A 13,691-nucleotide genomic window follows, 5' to 3' on the forward strand; every position below is an offset into this window, starting at 1 on the left:
GGATATTTTTTATGTGGCAATGCCCTTTATGCCAACTCCCCATCAATGTAAATGAAAAAGCCATTCAATGTGCAAACAAACACACTTTCGATAAGGCCAAAGCAGGCTACGTAAATTTACTTCCTGTACAGTTTAAAAAATCTAAGTCGCCGGGAGACGATAAGGAAATGGTACGTGCACGGCGCATGTTCCATGAACAAAAGGGTTATCAGCCGCTTAAAGACACCATGTGTGAAATTTTAGCGCGGTATTTCGCCAGCCAATCTTTAGAAAATACGCCGTTAACCCTGTACGATGCTGGTTGTGGCGAAGGAAGCTACTTACATGCGTGTGTGAAAGGGTTAAAAGAAAGCGGCTTTATCCTTGACGGTGCAGGCAGTGATATTTCGAAAACCGCTGTTGAACTGGCAGCGAAAGCCTACAAGTCGTGCCAATTCGTTGTCGCTAGCAGCTTTGATTTACCGCTACAAAATAGTACGCTAGACGCCGCCATCCAGGTGTTTGCGCCGGGATGCACAAAAGAATATGCTCGTGTATTGAAACCCCATGGCGTGTTGCTTACGGTTGACCCTGCGCCAAGGCATCTCTTTGAATTAAAATCACTGGTATATAGCAACCCACAGCCGCATAAAGACGAATCAACGGAACGTGAGGGTTTCAATCAAATAAAACATGAAAACCTCTCTTACACGTTATCTTTACCATCCCCAGAACAGCGTCTCGCTCTTGTTAAAATGACGCCTTATTACTGGCGCTTAACACCTGAAAAATTAGATAAGGTGGTAGAAAATTTAGCATCGGTCACCGTCGACTTTAACATTCAGGTATTTTCACTATCATCCTCATAAAAACCTGAGTAAACCGCGTTCAAGCCAGAAGAATACAAATGCAAAAACAAAAAGCCGTATTTTTAGACCGTGACGGGATCATCAACATAGACCATGGTTATGTGGGGCACTACCACAATTTTGATTATGTGGAAGGTGTATTTGACATGATCAAGCACTTTGTCGCGCAAGGTTTTAAACCTATTATTGTGACTAATCAATCAGGTATTGCACGTGGCTACTTCACGGAGGCCGACTTTCTAAACCTGATGAAACAGGTTCAGGATGAATTTTCCGACCAAGGGTTACCTCACATTCCCGTATTTTACTGTCCACACCATCCTGAAGGAAACCTTTCCGCCTACCAAGTCATGTGTGAGTGTCGAAAACCCAAACCCGGTATGCTGTTAAACGCCGCCAAACAATATGCTATTGATTTACCAAATAGCATAATGATTGGAGATAGTTGGCGCGACATAGAAGCTGGCCAGGCAGCTGGGGTGAAATGGTGTGTCTATGTGTCTGATAAAGCCCCTCCGTTAGAGGCTGATAAAAGCCAGGTTTACCTCGTCAATAAACTCACCGATATACCAGGCTCTATAGAGTAAAAAAGCGCCCGTAGGCGCTTTTTTAATGTTGTTGCGAGAACCGCGACAAATGTTTTATCGCTTGGCTAAGTAGGTCCACATTGAGCGGGGCGTTACTACGCTTATTGGTGGCCAAATCGGTAATTTCATAACTGCCATTACTTAACACATCAGTACGTTTTCCGTTATGAAACACCACGATACGTTCACCAGATGTACTCACCAACCAATTGCGACTTGGCGATAACAGGCTTTGCCCTGTGGAATAGAAGTGCGAAGGAGCATTACAGCCCAATGCATTTAAAATAGTAGGAGCAAGGTCTTCAGTACTTGCCATCGTACCCTTAATAGGCAGGTTGCTGTATAAGGTGCCAGCGTTATTCGTGTTATTACTGCTGTAACCCGTTGCCACAATCACTTTACTGTTGGTAAGCAACTCAGACGTTAAATAGCTTTCAATACTCGATGCCGTTAAAAACGCAATATGTAAACCACCGTGTTGACTACCTAAAGGTTGCGTATAACTGTCAAACCTTTGCGAGGGAAGAGCCTCGTCAAAGTGGAGTGATACGGGCATTCCAAGCCCCACAGGGAGCGCCAATAGCACCGGGCGTTTAGCTGATAACGATGCTTGATATATTTCTGGAACCCCAAATAAGGTGGTGGAAATCAGGCTTTCTTGATTGCTTGCGGTAGAGTAGTAGCGAGCCACGGTATTCAGATTAAAGCCGTCAATATTGGCAATTGGCATATCGTCTGTTTGCACAATTACCGTCATATTATCGTTTGCATTAACCGAACAATACACCGGCTCTGCTGGGTAATTGATGTTGTGAATGTCTGAATTGAATTGTAGTTGCTTGCGTTCTTCATACGCCGCTAGGTCAAGTAACCCATAACGAGACATCGTGGTTTTTGCCGTCGCTGGATACGATAACGGGAACATGTTGTCCTGTTTGATAATAGGCTGATACAGCTTAGCGTCTGCCCACACATGAACGGCATGACTTGACACAAAACAAACAACGAAAAAGCTCGCTACAGGTATACCAATTTTATACTTAGTAAAGCGCTCAACCCGTTTCCAAATCGCATTGGCAAGTACCAATTGAAAACCTAGCCACACTATGAACAACAAAAACAAGTACGCCCATTGCTGCCAGTCAAATGCACCAATTTGCGTTTGTGCTTCATCTTTAAGTAGGTCAGCGGCATGCACGCTAATATGAAAACCTGTACGGTTAAACAGGAGGGCATCGAAAGCAAGGAGTGCAAGCCCAACCGCAGCAATCACCGACGCCGTTGCTTTAATCACCCTAGGGTTCGACACCAGATAACAAAGTGGCAATATAAAAATAACGAAGCCAAAGAAGGTCATGAAACCAATATGACCGAACCAATTGGTAAGTAAATACACTGTTCCCACACCTGTACCTGGCATAGGCGATGAAAATACAAAAATTGAAGCAATCACAATAGCAATAATAATATTGGCTAGCGCAAACCAGTGGCCCCAATTTACCAGTTTCGTCACCCGTTGACGGCGTGGAGATTCAGCTAAAATCATAAGGGCGCCTATTTACCTTGAACACTCTTTTTAAGAACGTTAGCGAATTGATCAGCCATGGTTTCTCTGTTCTCAGGTGCAACCTGTGTATTAAGGATATGGGTAATAACGTTACCTAGTACCATAAGAGATAAATCTCTGTCGGCTTCGTTTTTCTCTAATGTTAGAATGACGTCGTTCATTAGCGCTTCGAACTGATCGTTTGTGTAACGGCTCTGTTGGGGCATTGTTACGCCTCTTTTTAATAATTTCTTTGATAAAAAGAATGGTTTTAGTCGTAAAATGATTATAATCGTTGTTTGAGTGATAACAATCATTCATTCTAAAATCCCGCAAATCCTTGGATATTTCTGACACTTTTTAAGCAACAGGACACCCTTTTTACTATGAGTGCACTGATTCACCACTTTGTCGTACATCGTCTCATCCTCAATAAAGAAGAAAAAATTGAGGCTATTCCACGTGATAACTGCTTGGCCGTGACGCCAGAAATTGAGTTATTGGCGCATCAAATTAATCACAGTTTCAATGCTAAACCCGGCAAAGGCGTCGGCCATTTTGTTGATAACGCGCCCAGCGTAGATAACGAAAACGAAGATAATGACGAAGAAAAAAGTGGCATCACTGATGTTTCAGCGTTCGCTAACGAATTAAAAAACTACATGGCAGAGAAAAAAGCCGCGGGAGACAATGTAGAAGATGCATTTCATCGTTTTTCCGTATCGGCAACCAATCGCTTAGTTAAAACCTTGGCCGATACCGGAACCGTAGAAACCGGTTTTTTAATCTTCTGCCAATATGAATACCTTGCTACACAGTACTTAATGATTGCGTTACTGAATACCCGCTCTCATGTAGAAGTTACGCATTCCCTTGATTTGTCAGCCAGAGAGCATTTAGACCTTGCTCGCATGCAATTGGCTGTGCGGTTTGATTTAACCCAGTGGGATATCCAGCCAGAACAACAACGTTACGTAAGTTTTATTAAAGGCCGCATGGGAAGAAAAGTTTCAGACTTTTTTATGCAGTTTGTCGGATGCGAAGAGTTGGTCGACGTGAAGCAACAAAATAAACAGTTAATTTCAACTGTTGATGCGTACTTAGCCAGTGAAGCCCTAGACCCTCAAGAACAGCATCAACACAGAGAAGAAGTTAAAAGCTACTTCAAGGAAAAAATTGATGCGGGCGAGAGTTTATCTGTGGATGAATTAGCCAACCGCTTACCCGCGAACGAAGAAACGAATAACAATTTTTCCGCGTTTTCACAGCAAATGGAAACCCCACTTGAAAAAGAAATTCAACCCGACCCCGCAGCACTAAAACAATTAGCCAAATTTAGCGGGCAAGGCGGCGGTGTTTCTATTAGCTTTGAAAGAAAATTAATGGGTGATAGGGTATTTTACGATCCTGCCACCGATACCCTAACGTTGAGAGGATTACCACCAAATTTAAAAGATCAGCTTAATCGACAATCTTCTATGGACTAATCACTGATTTAAGCCTTAAAAAAACGTATACTACACAAAGAAAAATGAACACGATTCAAGGGTGTTATGCAATTATTTGTAAATGATTTGACAGTGATGGACTTTTCATACCTTTGCCCGAAGCGCGGCATGGTAGGTGAAAGCTGGATTGTCGACGTGGTTCTGGATGGAGAGCTCAATGAAGAGAGCATGGTCCAAGACTTCGGTAAAGTGAAAAAAAACCTAAAACGATTGATTGATGAATATGTTGATCACAAATTGCTTGTGCCAGCAGAATACGCAGGTTCAAAGGTTATACATGATGAAGTAACTGAACAAGTTGAAGTACAATTTACCTGCGAAGACGGCCGGCAAATTATGCTGCACTGTCCCGCTGAAGCTTACGCAATTTTGTATTCAGACGTGGTCACCATGGCGTCTGTCAGTGTTTATTTGAAAGAAGTTCTGGCTACGCATTTACCAGAAAACGTAGATAATATTACGTTGAAGTTAAGAACAGAAGTGATTCATTCCCCCTTCTATCACTATACCCATGGTTTAAAGAAGCATGACGGTAACTGTCAGCGTATTGCTCACGGCCATCGTTCTCGTATTGATATTTTACTAGATGGTCAAGTGAGTGAAGCTGAGCAAAGATACTGGGCTAAACGGTGGGAAGATATCTATATTGCCACGCAAGAAGACGAAATTGCCTACACTGAACGGAAAATAACTGGCAGTGTTGCTGAACCGTCTGCCTATCTCTGTTTTGCTTATGAATCTTCGCAAGGGTATTTTGAACTCATTATTCCAAAATCAGACTGTGAAGTTATCGACACCGATTCTACCGTGGAATGCTTAGCGCAATATCTATTGGAAGAGCAAAAAAAGCGTACACCTGATTCTCACTGCCAAGTTATTGCCTACGAAGGGGTTGGAAAAGGCGCCATGGTAAGCGAATAATCTAGGGCAAATAAGCAAGGAAATGAGCCACTCTATGACATTGATGAAGAAAGTTAATTTTGACGTTAACCCTATTGGTAAATTCGGAAAAATAGTACGACGCACAAGTCTATTATGTGTTTGCGTACTCTTCTCAATGGTCAGTGTGGCCAGCGAAGCAAACGAAACGTCCCCTTTGGTTTTACATGGCGAAATGACCCAAGGGGCACTATTACGAGGTCAAGTGCCAGAGGGTGCCAAGGTACGACTCGATGGCGTAAAGGTAGAGATTAACTCACAGGGTAAATTTGTTATCGGTTTTGAACGCAAAGCCCCGTTGAACCATGAACTCACTGTATCTTTACCCGATGGAAGTGTCATCACTAAACCCATCACGTTGACCGAGCGGAATTATAACATCCAGCGCATTGACGGCCTCGACCAAAAAATGGTGACGCCACCGCAATCGGTCACCGATCGCATTAAACAAGACAACATTGATGTCGCGATTGCCCGTCAGCCTAAATCGGCTCTCGATGCAGTATTCACGCGTTTCATTTGGCCGGCAAAAGGGCCAATTACTGGCGTTTATGGTAGCCAACGTATATTAAATGGTACGCCTAAGTGGCCGCATTATGGCGTAGATGTTGGCGGTCCAACAGGAACGCCAGTTTATGCGCCAGCCAGCGGGAAAGTGACCCTAGCCAAAGATCTATATTACTCTGGCAACACCCTGATTATGGATCACGGGATGGGGGTTTTCTCTACCTTTCTTCATTTAGATTCTATAAATGTAAAAGTGGGGGAATACGTAGAGCAGGGTAAACCTATCGGTACCATTGGCGCAACAGGGCGTGCCACAGGCCCACATTTAGATTGGCGTATCAACTTAGGTAAGATGCGATTAGACCCGCAAACTATCGTTACGGGCCAGCCTAACTAACGCCTAGCTGCTTATTCGTGTGTGATTCTTTGCGCGAGAAAAGTGCGCGCTAATCAACGCGCACCTTGATGAATACCGCGCGTTATCTGGTTTAACATGAAACGCGCTCAACCCGCTTAATGGTCTAACCATTGTTGAAATTTTTCTTCATTTTCAATGGTAAAGTAGGCTCTATCCTGACGCGCTTGCAATACCGGCAAGGCGACATTGACGATTTGCCCATCGCGAATGAGTGTTAGGGTTACATGTGTATCAGATGCACAATCCAGTAACCGCTGTAATTTTGCTTGATTAACAACTTGATTATTTAAAGCCAAAATAATGTCATTTATCATAACGCCCGCTTTTGAGGCAGCTAACCCTTCAAACACCTGAATCACAGATAACCCCATGGCCGCGGGCTTACAAGTTGCGCCTAATTGATGTCGAATTTCTGTTGCATCAGTATAACCGCCTTTATCTTCTGCGCTTACTACAGATCGCGTGTGCAGTTTAACGCCTATATCATCAAGCCAAGTTTCAAGAGGCACATCGTCAGTGCCGTAAACCACGCTATCGAGATAATCGTTAACGTCAATATCAAACTCTTGCTGACACAAGGTAGCAATGACGTTATCTGGCGTACCACATTCGTCACGACCATAAATCTCCCAAAGGCGCTTCATGACAGTATCAAGTGACACGGTTTGATTCGAACGATGGCGAAGGAGCAAATCTAGGCCAAAAGCAATGATGCCGCCCTTGGTGTAGTATGAAACTATGTTGTTAGTGGCACTGGCGTCTTGTTTGTAAAACTTTGTCCATGCGTCGAAACTACTTTGTGCCACCGACTGTTTATATCGTCCAGCATTTTGTAGCAGGCGCGAAATATTCTGCGCGACAATGTCGAGGTACTTTTTGCCATCTATCAACTTAGCCCGAGCAAGGGTGAGATCATCATAAAAACTGGTAAAACCTTCATATATCCACAGTTGGTTTGTGTATGTTTCTTCACCTAGTTTTGGTGTAACCATCACATCTGGTTTAATGCGTTTCACATGCCAAGTGTGAAATAGCTCGTGACTACATAAGCTTAAAAAGGTGATGTAACCGTCTGTTTTATTTGCCTGGCTATTGTCTCCCAACCGCGGTAGGTCGTGACGAGGATAGAGCAGTGCGGTGGAGTTTCGATGTTCTAAACCGCCAAAACCATTTTCCGCCAGTAAGGTCATAAATACGTAGCGAGATACAGGCTGGGGGTGGTCAAACAACGCCATATGATGGCGACAAATGGGCTTAAGATCCTGTGCAATTCGCGCTAAGTCCAGTTGATGGCTACCACTAAAAACCAACTCGAAGGTCACACCATCCACCTCGTAACTCAGGGTTTCGCATTCACCAATAAAAATAGGGTGATCAATAAATTCAGCGTAGTTGTGGCTTTCATATGCCCAATATTGAGGATTACTGTCTAGCGCAATAGGTGTCATACCGGTATGCGCCTGCCAATGGCTCTGCGCCGGCTTTTCTATCTGTAATGTGCAACGCACTTCGCTCATTTCCACTACATTCAAAAACGCACTTGTGCCATTAATGAAGGCATATTCATGATTAATAAACGCCGAACGTACTGATAAGTCATTCGCGTAAACCACATAATTGACAATAACGCCATCGCCGTTGGTGGCAACCTCCCAGGTTTGCTTGTCTATTTTCTGAGCCGCTATTTCTGCCCCAGTGTCGGCATGGGTAAAGGTTATTTCCGTGATACTTTTTGCGAAGTCGCGAATCATATAACTGCCGGGGATCCAAGACGGTAGCGCAAAGGTGAGGGTGGCTTCGTTGTGTTCTGGAACCTTAAGTTCCACGGCGAAAAGATGCTGCTGCCAAGATTTAACACTAAGCTGATACTGAAGAGATAAAGTACGCATAAAAAACCTAACAATAAACGAGACCTTCATGATGCCTTATCATGAAGGTTTTGTCAGCTAGGCTAAAATTAGTTACATTGGTGGTAATAACAATTAAAAATGGCGAAGCATGGAAGAAAAAGTGGTAAATAGGCGCATGAACCGAGAAGACGTTGAAAGTTTACGTTCACTCCTTCCTGGCACTATGGTAGACCTTCAAATTACTACGCCTACCGCGCCACGGCGCGTTAAAACTGGCTATGTAGGAATGGAACTGGGTAACTGTCTTTTATTTCAAGCGCCCACGTCAGCCAAATGGATGTCCACCCGAGATTTGCTCACTATTGGTAACGATTTAGTGGTTCGTTACGTACTGGAAGGAGACGCAGGGCAAGTCATTGCATTTCGCGTAAAAGTATTAAAGTTGCTCTCGAAACCTACGGGGCTGCTAATAACGAGTTTTCCTTCTCACATTGAATCCATTGGTCTTCGTGCGAATAAACGTTCGCAACCAGGTATTTCAGTTATCGTGACCTCTGAAACATTTCCTGAAGCGGATAAAGTGACGGGGATAATCGTGGACATATCACAACATGGTTGCAAAATTGCGCTCCCCTTAAACCCAGAGTGGCCCGTATTATTAGATAATGCGAATCTCACCCTTACTTATTCTACCGATGGCGTGGAGTCTAAAATTCAGGCGTCGGTGCGGAATCACAAATTAGAAAGTGATTTTGTATATTACGGAGTAAAATTTAACAGTGATAGCGAAACAGTAAATGCGCTTTTATCACGCCACACATTAATTAGTTAGTATTAAAAGCGCTTGACCTAAAATAACTAGAAAGAGAATTGTTATGCGTACTATTGAACGACTGCTAACCCAATACAGCGAAAGCCATCAAAACAAAGCCAACGTTGCCATTCACGCTGTTGCTGTGCCCAGCATTTACTTTGTTACTTTGGGGCTTTTATACGCCATTCCCGTGCCGGAACTGCTTGCGAAGGTCAATGTTACGTGGGCCCACCTTATTGCGCTGCCCATACTCTATTATTATTTTTCGCTTTCAGGCCCAATAGGCGCTGCCATGACACTGCTTACCATTGTGTGTTTTTCTGCTATACGATTGCTTGAGTTTTACGGTGTGTCGGTTTGGCAAACCTGTTTAGCGCTATTTGTGATCATGTGGGCATTACAATTTATTGGCCATAAAATTGAAGGTAAGAAGCCCTCTTTTTTGGAAGATTTGCGCTTTCTACTTGTTGGGCCTGCCTGGTGGTGGGTACATTGGCTTAAGCGGCTAAATATCAGTTATTAAAATTAAAATCTCATGACTTTCTTTCCTGCGATAAGTCGCCTATGGCATACGACCAAGCCGCTACGGTTAACCTTCGGCTTGCGTATAATCTCTTTATTATTTATTAAATTGGTATTTATGTGAGTCGCTTTCAGCGCGTTATTGAAAGTAATGAACGCTTGTTTTGGACGCTGCACAGTGCAGGGTGGGCAGGCTTCGCTATTATTTATTATATAGGTTCGTTTCTTCATGACGTTCGCCCTATTTGGGTATTTATCATTTTGCTTAACGCCTATGCAGGGTGGTTGCTTACCATTCCATTAAGATACATTTATCGCTGGGCTCGAAAACAATCTCCTTTAAACATGATCATCATTGTGATTGCATCGTGTTACCTCATTGCACTTTTATGGGCGGTGGTTAAAAACGTCAATTACTGGGAGATATATAAACACGGTTACCGTCCCGACGAGTGGTATATGTATTTCACCAATACCATTAACTCTCTCATTATGGTGGGGTGTTGGAGTGGTGTGTATTTCGGCATTAAAAACTTCCAAATGCTACAAAAAGAAAAGCAAAATGCGTTGAAGGCAAGTACTATGGCGCATCAAGCGCACATTAAAATGCTGCGTTATCAATTAAATCCACATTTTCTATTTAACACGCTTAATGCTATCTCTACGCTTATCTTGTTGAAAGAAAACGACACCGCTGAAGCCATGGTCTCTCGCTTAAGCGACTTTCTTCGCTATTCGTTAGATAATGATCCAATTAAACGGGTTCCTTTAGGGCAAGAGATTAAGGCGTTAAGGCTTTACCTTGAAATAGAAAAAGTCAGGTTTGATGACAGACTAGAAGTGGTGTGGGATATTGATGATCACTGCGATAATGCGTTAGTGCCCAGCATGATTTTGCAACCCATTATTGAAAATGCAATAAAACACGCCATATCTAAAATGGAAAACGGCGGTCAAATAGCCATTACTGCCCGAACTTTTGGTAATGATTTGCTACTTGATGTGGCTGATAACGGCCCTGGAGCTGATATTAAAAATGGCCAGTTAAGCCGTGAGAATGGCGTAGGTCTGGTTAACATCAAAGAGCGTCTGCAGTCGCTTTACCAACGAAACTTTGCATTTTCTATAGAACATAATCAGCCTTCAGGAGTGCGGGTTAGACTGCGTATTCCTTATGAAGTAAAGGATGTATGAGCATGAGCAAGCAAATAATTAAAACTCTGGTGGTAGATGATGAGCCACTTGCACGGCGCGGCCTGCGAGCTCGATTGGAGCGCCACGACGATGTAGAAGTTATCGCAGAATGTCAAAATGGCCTTGAAGCCGTAAGTACCATCTCCCAATTGCGCCCAGATTTGGTGTTTTTAGATATTCAAATGCCTGGGTTGAATGGTTTTCAGGTTATTCACAAGTTGCGTGAATTGAACCAACCCATTCCTGTGATTGTCTTTGTTACCGCCTACGATAGTTACGCTATTAAGGCGTTTGATGTTCATGCTCTGGATTATCTATTGAAACCGGCCGACGATGAAAGACTTAAGTCGGCTCTCGATAAAGTGCGTGACTACCTGACCACGGCCCATCAAGATGAACAGTCTAAAAAACTGGTTAGCTTAGTGGCCGAATTGACCGGTGACGACTGTGAAGAAATTCTACGTAAACTGGCTAATGGTGAAGCGGTGGAAACAAATCCTTACCCTGACGTGTTAGCCATTAAAGACGGCTCAGAAGTCACCCGGGTTAATGTACAGGATATTCAGTGGATAGATGCTGCCGGTGATTACATGTGTGTACACGCATTAGACGGTATGCACATTATGCGTAAAACCATGAAAGAACTTGAGCAAGAGTTAAACCCGCAATGGTTTGTTAGGGTGCACCGTTCTGCCATTGCTAATATTCGTTTCGTGAAAAAATTGGTGAGTCACATCAGCGGCGAATACCACTTAATTTTACAAAACGACACCGAGCTCAAGGTGTCAAGAAGCCATAGAGACAAAGTCAAAGCCGCCATGAAAATGTAGTAGCGAACCTCTGGCGAATACGCATAAAAAACGCCCACACAAAGTGGGCGTTTTTTATTTTGTGGCAGAGTAATGGGGCTCAGTACCTATTATTCATGGTAATTCGCATGGTACTTAAGCTGCAATCATCAAGGGGCTTATTGTTTTCCCACGTTGCCTTAAGGGGGACTTCAACGGGCTTGTGGTTAACTTCACCTACCATCACTTTATTCTTATCTGTTTCAACCAGGGCCACAGCATGGGTGCCTAATTTAGTCGCAAGTAACCTATCTTGGCTAACGGGCGAACCACCACGCTGAACGTGTCCTAGAGTGACTGGGCGAACTTCCGACTGCATTTGTGAAGATAAACGTTCCGCAAGTGTACTTAAGCCACCAGGCCAGACATTTTCAGCCACCACCACAATAAAACTCACCGGTCCCTTCAGCTGACGTCTGGCTTCAATTTGAGCCGCAATACTTTTCAGCTCAGCGTCTTCGCTCTCGAATAACTCAGGCACAATTACGTAGTCCGCAGCCGACGCTAACGCCGCATTTAAGGCTAAAAAGCCCGCATGCCTGCCCATGACTTCTACTAAAAATATGCGTTCGAAAGCATCGGCGGTATCTCGTACTTTATCTATGGAAGATACGGCGGTATCGATAGCTGTGTAATATCCCACAGTAGCGTCACAACCCGCCACATCATTATCAATAGTACCGGGAATTCCGAGAATTTGGCCGGGCCAGTATTGGGATAAATGTTCTGCGCCCCGAAAAGAGCCGTCCCCCCCAATAACAATCAGGGTATCAATACCTAAAGTATTTAGGTTTCTAGCCGCATCTTTTGCGCCCTGAACCGATTTAAAAGCTTCACAGCGAGCGCTGTGCAAGATAGTACCACCTTGTTGTATTAAATTGTGGGTAGCATTCAGTGAAAGGGATTCATACTCTTGGTTAATCAATCCATTGTAACCGTGCTGGTATCCAATAAGGGCATAACCAAGGTGCTCACATGCAATGACTATCGCGCGAATGCACGCGTTCATCCCAGGGGCATCGCCGCCGGACGTTAAAACTGCTACACGTTTTGACACAAGTTCTCCCTTTTTTGTTACGTGATTTCCCTTAATATAACCCCTATATCGGTATCACTAAAGCGTAATGACTTGCGAAAGTGAATACCTTAGTAAAAAGTGAGCTTAAAATAAGGCCACTTAATGTAATACCCATTTAACGGTAATACGTATCACATGGCCTAATGTAGACTGTTCAAGGATGCCCATGAAAAAATTTGTATGTTTACTGGTTTTCATAACAAGCTTAACCGCATGCTCATCTAAAATTGCTTATAACAATGTAGATTGGTGGATATATTGGTATCTCGATGATTACGTTGAGTTAACAGATGAACAAAAAACAGTGTTTGATGAATATCTAAACACGTGGCGTCAATGGCACAAAAGCACGGAATTATCGAAATACAAAACCCAGCTTGAAGAAATTAAACAAGACGTACTCACTAACCGTCTAACTTCCGAACGCATTCTTGCCCATTTATTGCACGCCCGTACGCACTGGACCCGCGCTAGGGACAAGGTTAGCCAAGATGTGGCTGCTATTGCGAAAACGTTAAGTGATGAGCAGGTTGTTACATTATTTGCTCAAATCGAAAAAGAAAACCGCGAAGAGATTGAAAAGCGCCAAGACTATCTGTCGCTGTCAGAAAAAGAAAAAGAAAAAAAGCAAAAGCGTAAAGCGCAACTATTGGAGAGTGTGGAAGAGCAAATTGGCCGCCTTACTGATACCCAAGAACAAATTATTGCCACCTATAGCGAACAATATCTATCTACCAGAGATGAATGGATTAACTACCGCGAAACGATGACTAATGCGGCAAGGCGCATTATCGCCACACGACATATCAATAAAGATTTCGAGCAACAGCTCATCACTCTTATTCAAAACCCAGATACCTACCGCAGCCCAATGTACATCAACGCTAGAGCACATAATGCTGAGGTTATGGCGGCAATGGTCAGTGAATTGGCCACCACATTAAGTGATAAGCAAAAGCACGTGTTTATTGGCAATATTGAAGACGTTATTGAGGATATCGAAGGCTTTATGGAATAGCTGTTGGTGTATAC

14 protein-coding genes are annotated in these 13,691 nt (G+C 43.5%); 10 read left to right on the plus strand and 4 right to left on the minus strand.

The window, feature by feature from the left end; translation table 11 throughout:
• The first annotated feature begins 11 nt into the window (after positions 1 to 11).
• Positions 12 to 848 (plus strand): putative RNA methyltransferase, encoded by an 837-nt coding sequence (locus IUA53_RS09190; protein ID WP_044447332.1) that lies wholly within the window; start codon positions 12 to 14, stop codon positions 846 to 848.
• Between the two features lie 38 nt (positions 849 to 886).
• Positions 887 to 1,435, plus strand: coding sequence for a D-glycero-beta-D-manno-heptose 1,7-bisphosphate 7-phosphatase (gene gmhB, locus IUA53_RS09195; RefSeq protein WP_044447334.1), 549 nt, complete (start codon positions 887 to 889; stop codon positions 1,433 to 1,435).
• A 22-nt stretch (positions 1,436 to 1,457) separates the two neighbouring features.
• Here gmhB and IUA53_RS09200 read toward each other — a convergent pair whose 3' ends face one another.
• Together IUA53_RS09200 and IUA53_RS09205 are read right to left on the minus strand one after the other, a co-directional pair.
• Positions 1,458 to 2,981 carry a DUF3413 domain-containing protein gene (locus tag IUA53_RS09200; protein ID WP_044447336.1) on the minus strand — a complete coding sequence of 508 codons (1,524 nt, stop codon included), beginning with the start codon at positions 2,979 to 2,981 and terminating at the stop codon, positions 1,458 to 1,460.
• Between the two features lie 8 nt (positions 2,982 to 2,989).
• The gene (locus IUA53_RS09205; RefSeq protein WP_044058877.1) at positions 2,990 to 3,208 is read right to left on the minus strand and encodes a DUF1414 domain-containing protein; all 219 of its coding nucleotides are present in this window, start codon (positions 3,206 to 3,208) and stop codon (positions 2,990 to 2,992) included.
• Positions 3,209 to 3,367: 159 nt separating this feature from the next.
• Between IUA53_RS09205 and yejK the strand changes: the two genes are divergently transcribed.
• The 3 genes from yejK (at position 3,368) to IUA53_RS09220 (ending at position 6,332) form a co-directional block, all read left to right on the plus strand.
• Positions 3,368 to 4,468, plus strand: coding sequence for a nucleoid-associated protein YejK (gene yejK, locus IUA53_RS09210; RefSeq protein WP_044447338.1), 1,101 nt, complete (start codon positions 3,368 to 3,370; stop codon positions 4,466 to 4,468).
• Between the two features lie 66 nt (positions 4,469 to 4,534).
• Entirely contained in the window at positions 4,535 to 5,410 is an 876-nt protein-coding gene (locus tag IUA53_RS09215; protein WP_044447340.1) for a 6-carboxytetrahydropterin synthase, read from the plus strand.
• A gap of 136 nt (positions 5,411 to 5,546) precedes the next feature.
• The gene (locus IUA53_RS09220) at positions 5,547 to 6,332 is read left to right on the plus strand and encodes a M23 family metallopeptidase (RefSeq protein ID WP_044449488.1); all 786 of its coding nucleotides are present in this window, start codon (positions 5,547 to 5,549) and stop codon (positions 6,330 to 6,332) included.
• Positions 6,333 to 6,448: 116 nt separating this feature from the next.
• On the opposite strand, the gene IUA53_RS09225 is transcribed toward IUA53_RS09220, so the two are convergent.
• Positions 6,449 to 8,242 (minus strand): M61 family metallopeptidase, encoded by a 1,794-nt coding sequence (locus IUA53_RS09225; protein WP_044447342.1) that lies wholly within the window; start codon positions 8,240 to 8,242, stop codon positions 6,449 to 6,451.
• 109 nt (positions 8,243 to 8,351) lie between these two features.
• Between IUA53_RS09225 and IUA53_RS09230 the strand changes: the two genes are divergently transcribed.
• The 4 genes from IUA53_RS09230 to IUA53_RS09245 all read left to right on the plus strand — a co-directional run bounded on the left by IUA53_RS09230 (position 8,352) and on the right by IUA53_RS09245 (position 11,563).
• On the plus strand, positions 8,352 to 9,035 hold the full coding sequence (locus tag IUA53_RS09230) for a PilZ domain-containing protein (RefSeq protein WP_044057090.1): 684 nt from the start codon (positions 8,352 to 8,354) through the stop codon (positions 9,033 to 9,035).
• A 43-nt stretch (positions 9,036 to 9,078) separates the two neighbouring features.
• Positions 9,079 to 9,540, plus strand: a complete 462-nt coding sequence (locus IUA53_RS09235; protein ID WP_044447344.1) for an Mpo1 family 2-hydroxy fatty acid dioxygenase — start codon at positions 9,079 to 9,081, stop codon at positions 9,538 to 9,540.
• 119 nt (positions 9,541 to 9,659) lie between these two features.
• A complete protein-coding gene (locus IUA53_RS09240; protein WP_196899280.1) occupies positions 9,660 to 10,733 on the plus strand; it encodes a sensor histidine kinase in 1,074 nt (357 codons plus the stop codon).
• Between the two features lie 2 nt (positions 10,734 to 10,735).
• Positions 10,736 to 11,563, plus strand: coding sequence for a LytR/AlgR family response regulator transcription factor (locus IUA53_RS09245; RefSeq protein WP_044057093.1), 828 nt, complete (start codon positions 10,736 to 10,738; stop codon positions 11,561 to 11,563).
• Positions 11,564 to 11,642: 79 nt separating this feature from the next.
• Here IUA53_RS09245 and IUA53_RS09250 read toward each other — a convergent pair whose 3' ends face one another.
• Positions 11,643 to 12,638: an ATP-dependent 6-phosphofructokinase gene (locus IUA53_RS09250; RefSeq protein ID WP_044057094.1), complete on the minus strand. Its 996-nt coding sequence runs from the start codon at positions 12,636 to 12,638 to the stop codon at positions 11,643 to 11,645.
• Positions 12,639 to 12,825: 187 nt separating this feature from the next.
• Here IUA53_RS09250 and IUA53_RS09255 point away from each other — a divergent pair, with 187 nt between their 5' ends.
• Entirely contained in the window at positions 12,826 to 13,677 is an 852-nt protein-coding gene (locus IUA53_RS09255) for a DUF6279 family lipoprotein (RefSeq protein WP_196899298.1), read from the plus strand.
• Positions 13,678 to 13,691 lie beyond the last annotated feature (14 nt).

The organism is Alteromonas sp. B31-7 (assembly GCF_015767655.1).
GTDB lineage: Bacteria > Pseudomonadota > Gammaproteobacteria > Enterobacterales > Alteromonadaceae > Alteromonas > Alteromonas australica.